The 16,821-nt window shown below is 66.8% G+C and carries 12 protein-coding genes and 1 pseudogene; 9 read left to right on the plus strand and 4 right to left on the minus strand.

The window, feature by feature from the left end; translation table 11 throughout:
* The first annotated feature begins 4 nt into the window (after positions 1-4).
* From D4765_RS07305 to D4765_RS07325, 5 genes and pseudogenes are all read left to right on the plus strand, one after another.
* The gene (locus D4765_RS07305; protein WP_136641634.1) at positions 5-274 is read left to right on the plus strand and encodes a hypothetical protein; all 270 of its coding nucleotides are present in this window, start codon (positions 5-7) and stop codon (positions 272-274) included.
* Positions 271-1,821 carry a glycosyltransferase gene (locus tag D4765_RS07310; RefSeq protein ID WP_136641635.1) on the plus strand — a complete coding sequence of 517 codons (1,551 nt, stop codon included), beginning with the start codon at positions 271-273 and terminating at the stop codon, positions 1,819-1,821. Before D4765_RS07305 ends, D4765_RS07310 begins: the two co-directional genes overlap by 4 nt.
* Positions 1,818-3,287, plus strand: coding sequence for a glycosyltransferase (locus tag D4765_RS07315; RefSeq protein ID WP_161580379.1), 1,470 nt, complete (start codon positions 1,818-1,820; stop codon positions 3,285-3,287). The genes D4765_RS07310 and D4765_RS07315 overlap by 4 nt, the downstream gene beginning before the upstream one ends.
* 67 nt (positions 3,288-3,354) lie before the next feature.
* Positions 3,355-4,299: an ABC transporter permease gene (locus D4765_RS07320; protein WP_136641637.1), complete on the plus strand. Its 945-nt coding sequence runs from the start codon at positions 3,355-3,357 to the stop codon at positions 4,297-4,299.
* Positions 4,299-5,042 (plus strand): annotated as a pseudogene (locus tag D4765_RS07325) (ABC transporter ATP-binding protein); the annotation flags it as partial. The gene D4765_RS07320 and the pseudogene D4765_RS07325, both read left to right, overlap by 1 nt.
* A gap of 51 nt (positions 5,043-5,093) precedes the next feature.
* Here the strand turns inward: D4765_RS07325 and D4765_RS07330 are convergent.
* The 3 genes from D4765_RS07330 to D4765_RS07340 all read right to left on the minus strand — a co-directional run bounded on the left by D4765_RS07330 (position 5,094) and on the right by D4765_RS07340 (position 8,754).
* The gene (locus tag D4765_RS07330) at positions 5,094-6,050 is read right to left on the minus strand and encodes an FkbM family methyltransferase (RefSeq protein WP_161580380.1); all 957 of its coding nucleotides are present in this window, start codon (positions 6,048-6,050) and stop codon (positions 5,094-5,096) included.
* Between the two features lie 47 nt (positions 6,051-6,097).
* Positions 6,098-7,486 carry an O-antigen ligase family protein gene (locus D4765_RS07335; RefSeq protein ID WP_136641640.1) on the minus strand — a complete coding sequence of 463 codons (1,389 nt, stop codon included), beginning with the start codon at positions 7,484-7,486 and terminating at the stop codon, positions 6,098-6,100.
* Between the two features lie 65 nt (positions 7,487-7,551).
* Entirely contained in the window at positions 7,552-8,754 is a 1,203-nt protein-coding gene (locus D4765_RS07340) for an acyl-CoA dehydrogenase family protein (RefSeq protein WP_136641641.1), read from the minus strand.
* A gap of 125 nt (positions 8,755-8,879) precedes the next feature.
* Here D4765_RS07340 and D4765_RS07345 point away from each other — a divergent pair, with 125 nt between their 5' ends.
* Positions 8,880-10,154 carry a type I phosphomannose isomerase catalytic subunit gene (locus D4765_RS07345; protein WP_136641642.1) on the plus strand — a complete coding sequence of 425 codons (1,275 nt, stop codon included), beginning with the start codon at positions 8,880-8,882 and terminating at the stop codon, positions 10,152-10,154.
* Between the two features lie 58 nt (positions 10,155-10,212).
* Here the strand turns inward: D4765_RS07345 and D4765_RS07350 are convergent, their stop codons facing one another.
* The gene (locus D4765_RS07350) at positions 10,213-11,166 is read right to left on the minus strand and encodes a GlxA family transcriptional regulator (protein ID WP_136641643.1); all 954 of its coding nucleotides are present in this window, start codon (positions 11,164-11,166) and stop codon (positions 10,213-10,215) included.
* Positions 11,167-11,360: 194 nt separating this feature from the next.
* Between D4765_RS07350 and D4765_RS07355 the strand changes: the two genes are divergently transcribed.
* The 3 genes from D4765_RS07355 to D4765_RS07365 all read left to right on the plus strand — a co-directional run bounded on the left by D4765_RS07355 (position 11,361) and on the right by D4765_RS07365 (position 16,812).
* Positions 11,361-11,678, plus strand: coding sequence for a WhiB family transcriptional regulator (locus tag D4765_RS07355; RefSeq protein ID WP_136641644.1), 318 nt, complete (start codon positions 11,361-11,363; stop codon positions 11,676-11,678).
* Positions 11,679-11,756: 78 nt separating this feature from the next.
* Complete coding sequence (locus tag D4765_RS19445; RefSeq protein WP_136641645.1) at positions 11,757-15,236, plus strand: glycosyltransferase family 2 protein; 3,480 nt, start codon at positions 11,757-11,759, stop codon at positions 15,234-15,236.
* Positions 15,211-16,812, plus strand: a complete 1,602-nt coding sequence (locus D4765_RS07365) for a DUF5719 family protein (protein ID WP_136641646.1) — start codon at positions 15,211-15,213, stop codon at positions 16,810-16,812. The genes D4765_RS19445 and D4765_RS07365 overlap by 26 nt, the downstream gene beginning before the upstream one ends.
* Positions 16,813-16,821 lie beyond the last annotated feature (9 nt).

Consider the following 16,821-nt stretch of genomic DNA (forward strand, 5'->3'; position numbering starts at 1 on the left):
TGCGGTGCCAGAAGATACTGCTGACGAGCGTCTTGCCGTCGTGACGAACCGCCTCCGCGTGCTCGAAGACGAGCGCGACCGCCTGCAGGGCGAACTCGACGAAATCGCAAACCGCGCCACCGACCGCTGGCTGCTCGCGGTTCACTACGAGTCGTCGGTCGTCAATGCCATGCAGCAGACGCTGTCGTGGCGGGTGACGAAGCCGCTCAGACTCGTGCGGGGCCTGCAGCTCGCACGACTGCGTTCAGGCGGCTCCGGCGGATCGACCTCGTGAGCTTTCTGCTCGACGCACCGGCCCCTGAGCACGCGCTTCCGTCAGCTGAGCGGGCACTCCGCAGCCGTCTGATGGTTGTGGCCGACGAGCTGCTCGCCGATGCGTCTGAGGTTCGGGCGCTGGCCGGGCGTGGTAGCGGCGTGCTGTTGGGTGCACTGGTGCACCGCGTGCAGGCGTCGGGCCTCGACCGCGAACTCTGGTTGCTGCTGGTGGCCATGACGGCCGCGTTCCCGAACACGGAGCTGATGCTCAGAACCCGCCGTGCGCTGGGCATGGCCGCGGGGCCGCAGGCACTGTCGGCCGTACTCGATGCTAGCTACCATTCCGGCACACGATTGCAGTCACTCGAACTCGAAATGCGTCTGGTGACCGACAAGCCGGTGGTCGACGTCGATTTCTGCGCACGATTCGATCACAACACCGGTATTCAACGCGTCGTGCGCGAAACCATGAGCCGATGGAACGGCGAGCACTCGATTGAGCTTGCATGCTGGGCCGACGGCGACAATTGCCTTCGCACTCTTGCCCCGATCGAGCGGCGCCGCGTACTCGAGTGGGATTCCCACAAGGCCGAAATGGCCCATCACATCAAGCCTGATGGCCGGGCGCCGGCAGGGTTCGTGCCCGAGCTGGTCGTGCCCTACCGCACCACCGTGGTGCTGCCCGAAGTGGCCCACGATGGCCTCTGGCCGCAGCTCTCGGCCCTGGCCCGGTTTTCGGGCAACCAGACGGCAATGATCGGCTACGACACCATTCCCATTGCCAGCGCAGACCTCATCTCGAGCCATGAGACAGAGAAGTTCTCGAAGTACCTCACCATCGTGAAGAATGCCACGCGTGTCGTGGCCATCAGCGACGCGGCGGCGGGCGAGTTTCGCGGGTTCGCAAGCGCGCTCGTGTCTCAGGGCGTGGGTGCGCCGGTGGTCGGCTGCGTCACGCTGGCAGTGCAGAGCCCGGCTCGCGGGGCATCCGTATCGGCGCCCACAGACCAGCCGGAGAAGCTCGTTCTGATGGTGGGCAACCAAGAGCCGCGCAAGAATCTGCTGGCCGTTCTGTTTGCCGCCGAGACGCTCTGGCGTGAGGGGCTGCAGTTCACGCTGCGCATGATCGGCGGCGGCAAGAGCGACTACACCCGCCTCATCGACCACGAGGCCAAGCGCCTCGCGAAGGCCGGCCACGCCATCGAGGTGCTGCGCGGGGCGGGCGACGACGTGCTGATCGACTCGTACCGGGCCGCCCGGTTCACCGTCTTTCCCTCGACCCACGAGGGGTACGGGTTGCCCGTTGCAGAGTCTCTGGCCATGGGTGTTCCGTCGATCACGTCGAACTACGGCAGTACCCAGCAGATCGCCGACGGCGGCGGATGCCTCACCGTCGACCCCCGCAACGACCAGTCGATCGTCGATGCCATGCGCCTGCTGCTCACCGACGACGTCGAACGCGAACGCCTCGCCGCCGAGGCCCGCGCCCGCGTGCCCCGCACCTGGAACGACTACGCCACCGAACTCTGGCACGAACTCGTCGAACCGTTGGAGAATGCCTCATGAGCCACGCCCTCACCGCCCGTTTTCGCGTTCTCGCCGATGCCATCGGCACCCCGCTGCCTGTCGACGAGACCACCTCTGGCTACCTCGACACGCTGGCCACGTCGATCGGGGCAGACAGCGAGCTGCTGTGGCTGGCACTTGCCGCCGTGTCAGCAGAGTTTCCGAAGACAGACACGTACGAGAAGTTTCGTCGCGATGCCGTGCTGAACGGCACCCGCCAGGCACTCGCCGAGGTCGCGGCCCGTAGCACACACCTGCTCGCGCCCAACCGCACCGTCGCGGTACGCATCGTGACGGGTGCGGTCGTTCTCGACGTGCACCACACGGCACGCACGGGGTTGGCCACGGGCATCCAGCGCGTGGTTCGGCAGACCATCGGGTACTGGAAAGATCGGCCGGGCGTCGAACTGGTGGGCTGGGATCGGCGCTACAGCGGGCTTCGTCACCTCACCGAACCCGAGCAGCAGAACGCGCTCTACGGCTCGGCACCGCACCTCGCGCGGCCGAAGACGTGGGTTCTCACCATTCCGTTCAAGAGCATCTACGTGCTGCCAGAGCTCGCCATCGAAGACGATCGTACGGCGCGCATCTCGTGCCTGGCCGAATTCTCGGGCAACCGCACCAACGTCATCGGTTTCGACTGTGTGCCCCTCACCTCGTCAGAGACCGTGGGTGCCGGTATGTCGGCGGCGTTCTCGAAGAATCTCGCAGCTCTCGCGCACTTCGACCGCGTCTCGACCATCTCCGAGGCCGCTGCCACCGAGTACCGCGGCTGGCGCGGCATGCTCTCCGGTGCCGGCCTCACTGGCCCGGCCATCGAGCCGCTGCTGCTGCCGAGTGTTGCCGAAGTGGTCTCGGCGGCCGACTTCGAGGCGGCCCGTGCCGCTCTGCTGACCGGAGACGCGCCCATGATGCTGGTGGTCGGCAGCCACGAACCCCGCAAGAATCACCTTGCCGTGCTGTATGCCGCCGAGCGGCTCTGGCGCGACGGCATCGAGTTTCAGATGGTTTTCATTGGCGGCAACGGCTGGCACGGCGACGAGTTCCGCGCACAGCTGAAACGACTGCAGGGCGACGGATGGCCGGTGCGGGCCATCTCGGCCCTCTCCGACGCTCTGCTCTGGAGTGCTTATCGGCTCGCCCGGGTCAGTGTCTTCCCGTCACTGAACGAGGGCTTCGGGCTGCCCGTCGGCGAGTCGCTCTCGGCCCGAACCCCGGTTGTCACCTCGAACTTCGGCAGCATGAAAGAGATCGCGGTGGCAGGCGGCGCCATCTTGGTCGACCCGCGCGACGACGACGACGTGTACCGGGGAATGAAGGCCGGTCTGCTCGACGACGAGCTGCACGCGAAGCTCGTGGCCGAATCGGCCGGATTGTCGACCCGCGGCTGGTCTGACTACGCCGATGAGCTGTGGCGGTACTTCGAACTCGACACCCGCCTCGCAAACGCCAGCGCCACAAGCTAATTACCAGCACACACCGCGTAGTATTTGGCGGTGGATGCACCCGACATCTTTCACGTAACGGAGACACATGGCGACCCAAGCCGAAGTACGAGCCGAGCGATTGGCCCAGCTTCCTTTCGAAGCGTCGGCGAACGCGGGCCCCAAATCGGTTGGCGGGTTCATCGCGTCGGTGCAGGAGATCTTCTCGCACCGCGAACTGCTCGACCTGCTTATTCGGCGCGAACTGAAGTCGCGCTACAAAGACTCGACCCTCGGTTTCGTGTGGAGCCTGATCAAGCCCCTCGTTCAGTTGCTCATCTACTACGTGTTCATCGGAACCGTGCTGGGTGCTGCGCGCGGCGTGCCCCAGTTCGCCATCTTCGTGTTCTCGGGGCTCACGCTCTGGGGCCTCTACAGCGAGATCATCGCGTCGGGCACCTCGTCGATCGTCACGAATGCCGGGCTCATCAAGAAGGTCTACCTTCCCCGCGAGATCTTCCCGCTGGCGTCAACGGGTTCTGCCATCTTCAACTTCCTGATCCAGATGATCGTGTTGCTCGCAGCGATCCTGCTGCTGGGGCAGTTTCCCATCTCGCTCAACCTGCTCTACGTGCCAGCCGCCGTGGTGATCGTGCTCATCTGGGGAGTAGCGTTCGCCGTGCTGCTCTCGGCGCTGAACGTGTACCTCCGCGACATCCAGTACCTGGTCGAGGTAGCCATGCTGCTGCTCTTCTGGGCCTCGCCCATCGTCTACTCGTGGAACCTCGTCGTCGATGCAGCCAAGGCGCACTCGTGGCTGCTCGAGATCTACCTGCTCAACCCCGTCTCCCTTGCGATGCTCGCGTTCCAACGAGGGCTTTGGCAGGCCGGCAGCCAAGTGAACGTCATCGGCACCAACACCATTCAACCGCAGCAGTGGCCGGCCTACATGGATGTTCGGCTCGCGTTCGCCGCGATCGCCGGCCTCGTCGTTCTGTTCATTGCACAGCGCATTTTCGCCCGTCTTCAGGGCAACTTCGCGCAGGAGATCTAATGCCCGCCTTGAGAAACGCACCTACCGTGGTGCGCGTGACCGACGTGTCGAAACGTTTCGTCATTCGCAAAGAGAAATCGCTGAAAGAGCGCATCGTCAACTTCGGGCGCTCGCAGAAGCACAAAGACGACTTCTGGGCGCTGCGAAACGTGTCGTTCGAGATCAAGGCCGGCACCACTATCGGCCTCGTCGGGGCCAATGGCTCGGGCAAGAGCACGCTGCTGAAGGTGTTGGGTGGCATCATTCAGCCCAACGACGGTACGGTCGAGCGTCGCGGCCGGCTGGCCGCACTGCTCGAACTCGGCGCGGGGTTTCACCCCGACCTCACGGGGCGCGAGAACGTGTACCTGAACAGCGCCATTCTCGGCCTCACCCGCAAGCAGACTGACGAGTACTTTCAGTCGATCGTCGACTTCAGCGAGATCGAAGAGTTCATCGACACACAGGTGAAGTTCTACTCCTCAGGCATGTACGTGCGGCTGGCCTTCGCCATCGCGGTGCACGTCGATCCTGACATTCTTCTGGTCGACGAAGTTCTCGCCGTGGGTGATGAGCCGTTCCAAGAGAAGTGCATGAACAAGATCAAAGAGTTTCAGGCCGAGGGCCGCACCATCATTCTGGTGAGCCACTCGGCCGGCCAGGTCGAAGAGCTCTGCGACCGGGTCGTCGTGCTCTCGCACGGAAACGTGGTCTTCGACGGCGGCGCCGCCGATGGAATCCTCGCGCTTCGCGAGTCGTTCGAACACTGACCCACGCTGCCCTGCTCGGTGAACAGTGAGGCCCGGGTCACGTGCTCAGCGCTTGGGAAGCAGGCTCCGGATGCCGCGGAGCGGTTTTGTGATGCGCCACGAGAGCGTCTTCTGCAGTTCGGCGACAAGAGCGCCGAGTTCGGCCGCGCGTGCCGCTGATCGGGCGGCTGTGGCCTCCGCTTGGTCGAGCAGCGCCACCTTCTGGTGCGCTTGTTCCAATTCGGCAGCGAGCTGCTGCTCGCGCAGTGTGGCAGCGGTCAGGGCTCGCTCGGCGGACTGGCATCGATCGTCGAGACTCAGCTGGTCGAGGCGTACGAAGTTGTCGACGAAGCTCGCCGCGTAGGTGAGTGCCGTGCCGATCTGCTCGGCCCGTTCGTCGGCCAGGTAATAGCGTGAGAGGCCGTCGAACATCTGGAAGGTGTAGCCGGCGCGCTCGACAGTGTCTTGCCACGACTCGTGCACCTGGCGGGTCGAATTGGGTGCGGTGGCTTCGATCACGAGGATCCACGGGCGGTAACGGCTGAAATCGATCGAGCCAAGCACAAACGCTTCAGCCCCCTCGGTGTCGACCGACAGAAAGTGGATGTCGCGGTCGGCCAGCCCCGACTCTTCAATGGTCTGGTTCAGGGTGACCACCGGTACCGTCTCGTCGTGCACGGCCCAGCCGGCAGCTGCCGCCTCCTCGCCGTACTCGTCGATCATCGTCGAAAGACCGGTGCCGTCGATGAGGTGGATCTGGGCGCTCGGGGCATCGACGTCGCTCGCGATCGCCTCGTACACCGCGTCTCCCGGGCGTTCGACTCGGTACAGCGAGGCGTACTCGGGGTTCGGCTCGATGGCCACCCCGCGCCAGCCAGCGTCGTAGAACTTACGCGAAACCGAATCGATGGTCGGGTGGTTGGCGCCGACGTCGATGTAGGTGCCACCCTGGATGTCTTTGAGGGCACGCCACAGCACGATGTCTTCGCCGTTCTGGGCGAAAGAGATGTTTCGGTCGGTCACGCTGAACCTTTCCGGCGCCGTCGCCTGAGTATCGGGGTGTCTCGACCCTATCTTGCGAGCGACCTCGGGGGCGGCCCGAGTGGCAGCGGGTCGAGTTTCACCTTGGTGGCGAGCAGCACGAGCAGCAGAAAGTTGCCCTCGAGAAGCAGGCGGCTCTCGGTGAGGCTCTGAATGACGAGGGCCGCGAGCAGCAGCAGCGGCAGCAGGGCGATGGCCTGATAGGGCGTCGGCACGCCCACCAGCGGCCCGGGCGGGTCGACCGCCATCCACCATGACCGCACCCCGGTCGCGGCGATCAGACAGCCAAACACGAAGAGCCCCACGAAACCGAGCTGCAGAAAGATGTCGACCCAGGCGTTGTGGGCCTGCAGGTACTCTGTGCCGTCGATGACGACGAGGCCCTTGAACGGCGCCACCCACGGCGCCCAGTAGCTCACCCAGCCCCAGCCGAGAACCGGATGCTGCCACGCCAGGCTGAGCACCGTGTTCCAGATGTCGAAACGGCCGGTGAGGTCGTTGCTGCGACCGAGCAGCGGAAACAGGCGGTCGGAGAGGTTCGGAATGGCGAACGCCAGGCCCACGAGCCCGGCGATGCCGAACGGGTAGATGACCAGCCGCCGGTTCACCGCCACCCGGCGAATGGCCAGGGCAATGGCCAGCACGAACGCCACGGCCACCGTGGCCATCAAGACGGTAGCCGAACGGGTGAGGGCGTGTTCGAGTACCGCCACCGCGAGCCAGGCGATGCTCGAGAAGGTGCTGCGGGTCTTCTCGACCCACTCGATGGCGAACACGATCAGCGCGAGCAGAACGAGAAAGGCGAGCAGATTGCGGTTGCCGACGATGCCCTGGATGGGCCCGCCGTTCAGCAGCGACGCGGTGCTCCACTGGTAGTCGGCCGGTGGGGTCTGGCCGGGCGCAAGCAGCCACAGTGCAGGCAGGGGCTGGCGAACCCAGATCGCCACGGCGAGTTCGAAGAGCAGCGAGAGACCGAGCATCCATCGGAGAGCCGTGCCGAGAGCGCGCAGAATCTCGAGCCAGGTAAGGGTGAGAGCCATGAAGAAACCCGCGAGGGCGGCCAGCCACTGCGCGGCGATGCCGAGCACGGTGGCACCCGGGTACTGCGACCACAGCAGGGATACCGCACAGAGCACCACGAAGGCCACAAGGGGTTTGGAGTAGCGCGGTAGCGCGATGCGCCGGCCGCTCTGGGCGAGCGACACTGCACAGGCAACGGTGAGCCCGACCACCAGCACCACGAACGCGGGCCAGCCGAAGAGGCTCTGCCAGGCGTCTCCGCCCAGAGCGGTGAAGAGCACGAAGCCCGCCAGGCGGATGCGGCCGGCCGGGCTGCCGTCGGGGGCGGTCATCGTCGCTCGGCGGTGCTGAGCCGAATCGAACGGGGGCAGGGGTGCGGGGGTGGGTGTGAGGCTCATCTGCCTCAAGGGTACGAGCACGCGGTGGGTGCCCTCTGTTCGTGGGCACCCCCGCACGCCAATCGTTATACGAAGGCAGCAAACCCCGTGATCTTGCGGCCCACGATGAGGGTATTCATCTCGCGGGTGCCTTCATACGAATAGAGCGCCTCGGCGTCGGCGAAGTGCCGGGCCACGTCGTACTCGAGCACGATGCCGTTGCCGCCGAGTGCCTCGCGGCACCAGGCCACCGTCTCGCGCATGCGCGCCGTGGCAAAGGCCTTCGCGAGGGCGGAGTGTTCGTCGCGCTGGGTGCCCTCGTCGAGCATCTGCGACACGCGCACCACCATGGCGAGGCTCGCGGTGATGTTGCCGAGGCTCTTCACCAGCAGGTCTTGAATCAGCTGGTGCGAGGCGATCGGCTTGCCGAACTGCACCCGCTGCTTGGTGTAGCGAACGGCGGCTTCGTAGGCACCGATGGAGTTGCCGACGGCGGCCCACGCCACCTCTGCCCGGGTCAGGCGGAGCACCGCGGCGGTGTCGCGGAAGCTGTTTCCGTTCTGCAGCCGCATTGCCTCGGGAACCCGAACGTTCTCGAGGGTGATGTCGGCGTTCTGCACGATGCGCAGGCTCTGCTTGCCCTCGATCTTGGTGGCGGTGTAGCCGGGGGTGTCGGTCTTCACGATGAAGCCCTTCACCTGGCCATCGTCGGCGCTCATGGCCCAGATGATGGTGATGTCGCTGAAGGTGGCGTTGCCGATCCAGCGCTTCGAGCCGTTCAGAATCCAGTCGCCGGTTGCCTCGTCGCGGGTCGCGACGGTGCGAAGGCCCTGGGCCGAGTCTGAGCCCGAGTCGGGTTCGGTGAGGCCGAAGGCGCCCACCACGTCGCCCGACGCCATCTGCGGCAGCCATTCGGCACGCTGCTCGGCCGAGCCGGCGACGCTGATCGAGCCCATGGCGAGACCGTTGTGAACGCCCACGTGGGTGGCGATCGACGCGTCGATGCGAGCGAGCTCCAGTGCCACGAAGCCGCGGAAGACGGCCGAGTTTGCAAAGGTGCGGGTCTCCTCCCACGCGAAACGGTAGAGGTCGAGCTCTGCGAGGCGTTTGACCACCTGGTGCGGAAACTCTGCCTTCTCCCACAGATCGTTGACGATCGGCTTGACCTCGGATTCGAGGTATTCGCGCAGTGCCGCGAGTGACTCTTTCTCCCGCTCGGTGAGCAGGTTCGAGTAGCCGAAGAAGTCGCTGGTCAGTGGCTCGAAAGCCGTTGTCGAAACCATTGTCATTGTGGGCATCATCCATTCGCACTCGTGCACGACTGCGTGCAGTTAGGCCGTCAGCCTAAGCGCCGGGCGAAGCGGCACAAACCCCATTGGTAGTTTGGTCCAAGAGACTTTTCGGAAGGTAGCCCATGTTTGTACAGATCGCCAATACCCCGCGCAACTACGCCTGGGGGTCGCCGAGCGCGATCAGCGACCTTCTCGGGTCCCAGCCCACGGGCGAACCGGAGGCCGAGCTCTGGCTGGGCGCGCACCCCGGCTCACCGAGCCGCATCGTCGACCCGGCAGAGACGGGCGGATTCGACACGCTGACGGCCTGGATCGCGGCTGACCCCGCCCGCGCCACTGGTGGCACACACCTGCCGTACCTGCTGAAGATCCTCGCGGCCGAGCGCCCGCTGTCGCTGCAGGCGCATCCCACCCTGGCTGCGGCGAGAGAGGGTTTCGCCCGCGAGAACGCCGCGGGGCTCGCCCTCGACGCCCCGAACCGCAACTACAAAGACCCGCTGCACAAGCCCGAGGTCATCTACGCGCTCAGCGACACCTTCGAAGCCCTCTGCGGGTTTCGCGACGTCACAGAGATTCGCGCCATCATCGCCGCCCTCACCGAGGCGGATGCCCGACAGAGCCTTCCCGAACCCGAGCCCCTCGCGGCGCTCGCGAGCCAGTTGCGCGGCGAACCCGCCGAGGCGCTGAAGACGGCCGTCGAGTGGCTGCTCTCCGGTGGAGCTCAGGTTGCGACGCTGGTCGAGCAGGTCACCGTGTTGGTCGGCGGTGTTGTCGTCGGGCCGGGTGCCTCCTCCGACTCCGAGGTCGTCGGCGAGCCGGCGGCCACGGCCGCGCTGCTGTCGGGCCCGTTCGGTGCCGCGTTCGCCACGGTGCGCGATCTCTCGGCCGAGTACCCGGGCGATGCCGGTGTTGTGCTGTCGCTGTTGCTGAACCGCGTCACGCTGAAGCAGGGCGAGGCGCTGTTTCTGCCGGCCGGCAACATCCATGCCTACCTCAAGGGTCTCGGCGTCGAGCTGATGGCGGCCAGCGACAATGTGCTGCGCGGCGGCCTCACGCCCAAGTACATCGATGTGCCAGAACTGCTCTCGGTGCTGGTGTTCGAGTCGTCACCCGTGCCGTATCTCGAGGCCGGGCATCCGGTGCCCGGGGTTCAGGAGTACCAGCCCGACATCACTGACTTCGTGCTCGTGCGCATCACGCCCACGGCCGGGCTGGATGCCCGTTACAGCCCCCAGGGTGCTGCGATCGTGATCGTCACGGCTGGCTCGGTGACGGTGTCGTCGGCGACCGGCAGTGTTGTCGCCCGGCGCGGGGAGTCGTTCTTCGTCACCCCTGACGAGGGTGCGCTCACGTTCAGCGGCACGGGTGAGCTCTTTCTCGCCGCGCCCGGCGCCTAGAACCAGGCCAACCGGTACCCGCACCGGTGACGGCAGCCGGCCGAGCGCGGGCTGCCGCTCAGGCGGGCGTCAACGAGAAGGTGCGCCGGTACGCCGCCGGTGTGGTGCCGAGAACTTTCGCGAAGTGGTGGCGCATGACCGCCGCCGACCCGAAGCCCGCCTCGGCGGCGACCCGGTCGAGCGCCAGGCCCCCCTCTTCGAGCAGTACCTGCGCGCGCAGCAGCCGCTGGCGGGTGAGCCACGCTGCGGGGGTGGTGCCGAGGTCGGCCCGAAACCGGCGGGCGAAGGTGCGGGGCGACATCAGCGCGCGCCGGGCCAGCTGGTCGACAGAGAGTTCGTGGCCGAGGTTGTCGACCATCCAGGCCGTGACGGCCGCGAAGGAGTCGCCGACCTCCACCGGCACCGGCGCGGCGATGTACTGCGCCTGGCCGCCCGAGCGCTGCGGCGGGATGACCATGCGGCGCGCGATGACATTGGCGGCAGCGGCTCCGAGTTCGGTGCGCACCAGGTGCAGGCAGGCGTCGATTCCCGCGGCGGTGCCGGCGCTCGAGATGACGCGACGGTCTTCGACGAACAGCACGTCGGGGTCGACGACGGTGAGGGGGTAGTCGTTCGCGAGGCGTTCGGCGTGCATCCAGTGCGTCGTCGCACGACGGCCGTCGAGAATACCGCTGGCTGCCAGCGTGAAGGCGCCGCTGCAGACGCTGAGAATCCAGGCGCCGCGGGCTTCGGCTTCGCGGAGCACGCGCACGACCTCCGGATGCACCGGGTCGTCGATGATGTGGGCCGGCACGGCGATGAGGTCGGCATCGGCTGCCGCCGCCAACCCTTCGGTGATGACCATGTCGAACCCGAGGCTCGTGGTGACGGGGCCGGGCTCGGCTGTCGCGATGTGAAAATCGAAGGCGGGGCCGCCCATATCAGTGCGATCGACGCCGAAGACCTCGCAGACCACTCCGAACTCGAACGGGGCCACGTTCGGCAGGGCGATCAAGACGATTTTCTTCAGCATGCTGGCAGTTTATCGACGACAGGCGGATAACTGACACAGCATTTGCAAAATAGCGTCGTGTCTGAACCTTGCATGCGCGGTTGAGGGTTTACGATCTGCGACTTGACTGATCGGAACTACACCGGTGTAATTAGTCATAAGGGGTTATCAGTCAGGCTCGGCACGTCGCAGTCTGTCAGAAGGGAGAGCGTGATATGTCGCCAGCAGAGTTCCGCTCGGGAGGCGTGCCTGACAACTGGTTCGTCGACCCCGTCGAACTGGGCGTACCGGGTGTGCGTCAGACCGACGACAATCCGCTGGCCTGGCAGACCGACTCGCTCTGTGCGCAGACCGACCCCGAAGCATTCTTTCCCGAAAAAGGTGGTTCGACCCGAGATGCCAAGCGCATCTGCCAGACCTGCGAAGTGAAGAGCAAGTGCCTCGAGTACGCGCTGAGTAACGATGAGCGGTTCGGTATCTGGGGCGGGCTCTCTGAGCGCGAGCGTCGCAAGCTCCGCAAACAGGCCGGCTGAGCGTAAAACTGCCGCCAGTTCTCGGCGCGCCGACAACACGGCCCCCCGTAACAGGGGTGTGCGCCTAAAGTCGAATGGATGCAAGCCCGAGTAACTGCTGTACTGGTCGCCCAGAATGGTGCCGAGCGACTCTCACGTACGCTCGACGCTCTTCGTGCCCAGACACGCCAACCCGAATCCCTCGTCGTCGTCGACGTGTCATCAACCGACGGCACCGCCAAGCTGCTCTCTGAGGCTCAGCCCACGGGTTTTCTGTCGGCATCGAGCCGCCTCTCGTTCGGTGTGGCCGTGAACCACGCGCTCGGTGTGGTCAGCCCGCCGGCGTCAGACGACGAGTGGCTCTGGTTGCTCGCCCACGACACGGCGCCCGAGCCCGACGCACTTGCCGCGCTTCTGGCCGCCGTCGAGGTGAACCCCTCGGTCGCGGTTGCCGGGCCCAAGCAGATGGAATGGAACGACAGCGGCTTCATCGCGGGTTTCGGTGAGTCGGTCACCCGTTTCGGGGCGAGCGTTCCCCTCGTCGAACGCGAACTCGACCAGGCGCAGCACGACCGGCTGAGCGATGTGCTCGGTGTCGGCGCGGCCGGAATGCTGGTTCGGCACTCGGTCTGGAACGCCCTCGGCGGGTTCGACCCGGCATTGCCCACGGCTGACAACGGCCTCGACTTCTCTATTCGTGCCCGCCTCGCGGGGCACCGGGTCATCGCGGTGCCGGCGGCCAAGGTCGTCACCGCCGGAGACGGGCTCTCCGGCCCCGGCACCTCCATCAAGGGCTCGCAGCGCCGGCGTCGACAGTCGGTTCGTCGTGCGGCGCAACTGCATCGCCGCCTGGTCTATGCCCCGGCCTTCACCGTGTTCTTCCACTGGCTGTCACTCGTGCCGCTCGCGGTGCTCCGCACGCTGTTCCAGGTTCTGCGCAAGCAGCCCGGCGCCGTTGCGGGTGAGTTCGCTGCCGCGTTCAGAACGGCATTCAGCGGCCGGGTCGGCGCTGCGCGGCGATCGATCAAGACGACCAGAAAAGTCGGCTGGGGTGCGGTCGCACCGTTGCGCATCCCGGGCGCCGAAGTGAGGCGCCGCAACGCGCTGGTTCGTGAGCTGGCGCTGTCACAGGCGCGCGGCTCCCGCGAAGAACTTAACTTCTTCTCCACCGGCGGCGCGGCCATTGTGCTCGCTGCGCTCGTCGTGGGGTTCGCCCTGTTCTTTCCGCTGTTCGGCGGCAAAGCCCTCGCCGGTGGTTCGTTTCTGCCGCTGAGCGCCGATGTGGGCGGGCTATGGGCGAACATCGGCTACGGCTGGCGTGATCTCGGGCTCGGCTTTGTGGGGGCATCCGACCCCTTCAGCTACATTCTCGCGGTGTTCGGGTCGATCACCTTCTGGTCGCCCTCTGTCTCGCTCGTCGTGCTCTACCTGGTTTCGCTGCCGCTGGCCGCGCTGGCGGGGTGGTTCGCTGCCGCCAAGCTCACGAACCGCTCGGGCCTTCGCATCTTCGGCGCGGTGCTGTGGGCCATCGCGCCGCCCCTGCTGTCGGCACTCGACGCCGGGCAGGTGGGCGCCATCGTGGCGCATCTGCTGCTGCCCTGGCTCGTACTCGCGGCTCTTTCGGCAGCTCGGTCGTGGTCGGCGTCGGCCATCGCCTCGCTTCTGTTCGCCGCGGTGACAGCTGCTGCACCCTCGCTCTGGCCTGCCCTGCTGGTGCTCTGGCTCGCGTCGGTGATCTTCGCCCGCCGGGCGGTGATGCGGTACGTCGGCCTGCCGATTCCGGCATTGCTGCTGGTGGCGCCGCTGGCGTACGAGCAGTTCATGCGCGGCAACCTCTGGGGTATCTTCGCCGACCCGGGGTTGCCGAACGCACACGGCACCGTGAGCGTCACCGATCTGCTGCTCGGGCTTCCTGAGCAGGGGCTCGGCGGATGGTCGGGCATCGGTGGCACGCTCGGCATCGACTCGCAGACGCTGCAGTTCATCGCGCTGCTCCTCCTGGTGCCGCTCGCCCTCATCGCGGTCGCCGCACTGTTTCTGCCGCGGTCGTGGCGCGCTTCGGCGGCCATCGGCTTCGCCATCCTCGGTTTCGCCACTGCGGTGGGCGCGACTCTCATCCAGGTGTCGGCCTCCGGCTCGTTCGAGGTCACCATCTGGCCGGGCGCCGGCCTCAGCCTCTACTGGCTCGGGCTGGTGGGGGCGGCCACGATGGGCCTCGCCACGTTCACCCGGCTCGCTGCCCTGCCCGCCGTCATCGCGGCCCTCGCTGTCGCGGTACTCGCGGTTCCGGTCGCCGCATCGACTCTCACCGCCACAAGCGACGTTCGGTCATCGACTGGCGCTTCGCTGCCCGCTTTCGTCACGGCCGAGGCCGCCTCGAACCCGCGGGTCGGCACGCTCGTGCTCGGCGCCGAGGCGAACGGGGGCCTCACCGCATCCGTCGTGCACGGCGTCGGTGCGACCCTCGAAACCCAGTCGACCCTGGCTGCCACGACGGGCGAGCCCACTGCAGCAGAGCAGAACCTCTCGACCCTCGTCGGCAACCTCGCCTCCCGCAGTGGTACCGACGCGAGTGTCGCGCTCGCGAACCTCGGCGTCGAGTTCATCGTTCTCTCGCCGACCACGTCGTCGGCGACACCGGATGCCCAGGCCGTCGTTGCGCGCGCCACGAGCGCCTTCGACAGCAATGCCTCCCTCACCGCCATCGGGCAGACCTTCGCAGGCGAGTTGTGGCAGATCACCGGCACCCCCGGGTTCTCGGCGCTTCCCGCGCCCACCCCCACCAACACGGGCACTCCCATCGGCTTCGTCATTCTTCTGGTGCAGGCGATCGTGTTCGGGCTGCTGCTGCTTCTCGCGCTGCCAGCCGGGCGCCTCGAGGCCCATGGCCTGCGGGCGGCCAGCACAGTAGACGTGCTCGACCAGCCCGGCGAGCCGGTTGAACCGCTCGAGCCCGATGACAGCGTGCGAGACGATCAGAGCGGTGACGCGGGGGGTGCGGCCGTCGACGAGACGGGCGGGCTCGACGCCCCGCCGACCATCGGCACGGTCGCCACCGCCGACGACGCCAGCGGCCTCCCGGTTTCCGCCGGTGTCGCAGCCGTCGGCGAGGCCGTGACGCCCGCGGCCGCGTCGGTCGCTACCGCGGCCACTGCGGGGGCCAAACGTCGCAAAATCTTCGCGCGCAAACCGAAGCGGGTGCCGGTGCCTGTGCCTGTTGATGCCGTCGTCGAGCCGGCCAATCCGGCCGAACCGGTCGACTCTGGCGAACTCGCCGAGCCCGCCGTGGATGTCGCGCCCGATGCCACACAGGTCGACGTGAGAGCAGTGCCCGACACCGTCCCCAACTCCGACGCCGACACCGACACCAACACCGACGCCGACGCCGACGCCGTCAACACCGACGCCGACGCCGTCAACACCGACGCCGCACCTGCTAGCTCGGCCGCAGTGCCCGACGAGACCGCACCGGCTGACGACGCCGCAGTGCCAAACGAGTCCGACGAACATGCCGCTGACGGCATGAACCCGACCCCAGGCGAGGAGGTGCACCGTGGCACGAATACCGAAGAACGCTGACGCCGGCACCGTGAAGGCGGCCGTGCGGGCGAATGCCGCCGCGAATGCGAAAGCCAAGGCAGCCGCGAAAGCAGCCGCGAAAGCAGGCAGGGCCGAAAACGCGACCGGATCATCGACCGGTTCGCCATCGACTCGCACCCGGTACGCGAAAACGGGCGCACGGCTTGTGACGGGTGTGGTGGTGCTCGCCATCGGTGTCGCCACCGTTACCGCGGCCAGTGCCCTTGCCCTGCCGCAGGTGTCGCACGGCGTGCCGAGCGTCACCGTCGTTCCCGATGCCTCGCCGCAGACTCTGGCGTGCCCCGGCCCTCTCGTCTCGCTTGCCGACAGTTCGGGGCAGAGCGCGACCAAGGTCGCTTCGGTGGGCACCACCACGCTCGTGGCCGGGGCTACTCCGTTCGGCACCCCACTCAGTTCTGCGAACCTCACTCAGACCGATGCGGCCGGTGCTGCATCCGGAGCCTCCCAGCCGACGGGCATCACTGCCGCGGGCGCCACGGGAATCCTGGTCTCGGGCAGCCAGTCGCAGCAGGTCTCCAACGGCGATCTGGTCGGGCTCGCGAGTTCTGCCTGCGCCGAGACCTCGGCCGACAGCTGGCTGGCAGCCGGGTCGACAACCACGGGCCGCACCAGCTTCGTCGTGCTCACGAACCCCACCGAGGTGGCGTCGACGGTGAACCTCACGATCTTCGGCGAGACCGGGCTCGTCACCGCACCCGGTACAAGCGGCATCACCGTGGCACCGCGATCGCAGCGGGTGTTGTCGTTGGCAGGGTTCGCACCGAACGTGGTGTCGCCGGTCATCCACGTCGTCAGCACGGGCGGCAATGTACTCGCGTCACTGCAGCAGAGCGTCGTTCGGAGCTTGACCCCGGGCGGGGTCGATGTCGCAGGCCCGACGCAGGCCCCCGCCACCACACAGACCATCGCGGGCGTTCAGATCGTCAGCACCAGCGCCATCGCCGAACGGGCCGCTGACCCCGCGTCGAGCGACCTCCCAGCGGCGCTGCGTGTCTACGTGCCGAGCGCAGAGGGAGCCACCCTCGCCGTGACGTTCAAGAGCGAGACCCTCGGAGTCGCCGACATCTCGGTGAACTACACGGCGACCGGGGGGCTCGTCACCGACTTTCCGTTGCCCTCCCTCACCGACGACAGCTACAGCGTGAGCGTCGTGTCAGACAAGCCGGTCGTGGTCGGTGTACGCTCCGCCGTCGTGAGCGGCGGTGTCGACTTCGCGTGGACGGGTTCGGCGCCCAGCCTGAACGGTTCGTTCCTGGTTTCGAGCGCCACCGGGCCGAACCCACGGCTCATGCTGGCCAATTCGGGCGTGGCAGACGCTGCGGTGACGGTGACTCAGGCTGTCGCTTCTCCGCAGGCAAGCGACACGGTGTCGCTGACCGTGGCTGCGAATTCGGCGGCCGGTGTGTCTCTGCAGCCGAACACGACGTACACGGTGACCACGACCGCGCCCATCACAGCAGCGATCGGGTACCTCGGCGACGGACTCATCTCGTCGTTCACGATCAGCCCGCCGAGCCCGCTCGCCAGCCCGCTCACCCTGTACCCGGGCAACTGACGTTCTGCG

The organism is Subtercola vilae (assembly GCF_004923255.1).
GTDB classification, from domain to species: Bacteria; Actinomycetota; Actinomycetes; order Actinomycetales; family Microbacteriaceae; genus Subtercola; species Subtercola vilae.

Bases quoted from the DNA above. Each gene is read 5' to 3' on its own strand.
- D4765_RS07315 (WP_161580379.1), top strand. From the start codon at position 1,818: ATGAGCCACGCCCTCACCGCCCGTTTTCGCGTTCTCGCCGATGCCATC.
- D4765_RS07320 (WP_136641637.1), top strand. From the start codon at position 3,355: ATGGCGACCCAAGCCGAAGTACGAGCCGAGCGATTGGCCCAGCTTCCT.
- D4765_RS07335 (WP_136641640.1), bottom strand. From the start codon at position 7,486: ATGAGCCTCACACCCACCCCCGCACCCCTGCCCCCGTTCGATTCGGCT.
- D4765_RS07340 (WP_136641641.1), bottom strand. From the start codon at position 8,754: ATGACAATGGTTTCGACAACGGCTTTCGAGCCACTGACCAGCGACTTC.
- D4765_RS07345 (WP_136641642.1), top strand. From the start codon at position 8,880: ATGTTTGTACAGATCGCCAATACCCCGCGCAACTACGCCTGGGGGTCG.
- D4765_RS07350 (WP_136641643.1), bottom strand. From the start codon at position 11,166: ATGCTGAAGAAAATCGTCTTGATCGCCCTGCCGAACGTGGCCCCGTTC.
- D4765_RS07355 (WP_136641644.1), top strand. From the start codon at position 11,361: ATGTCGCCAGCAGAGTTCCGCTCGGGAGGCGTGCCTGACAACTGGTTC.
- D4765_RS19445 (WP_136641645.1), top strand. From the start codon at position 11,757: ATGCAAGCCCGAGTAACTGCTGTACTGGTCGCCCAGAATGGTGCCGAG.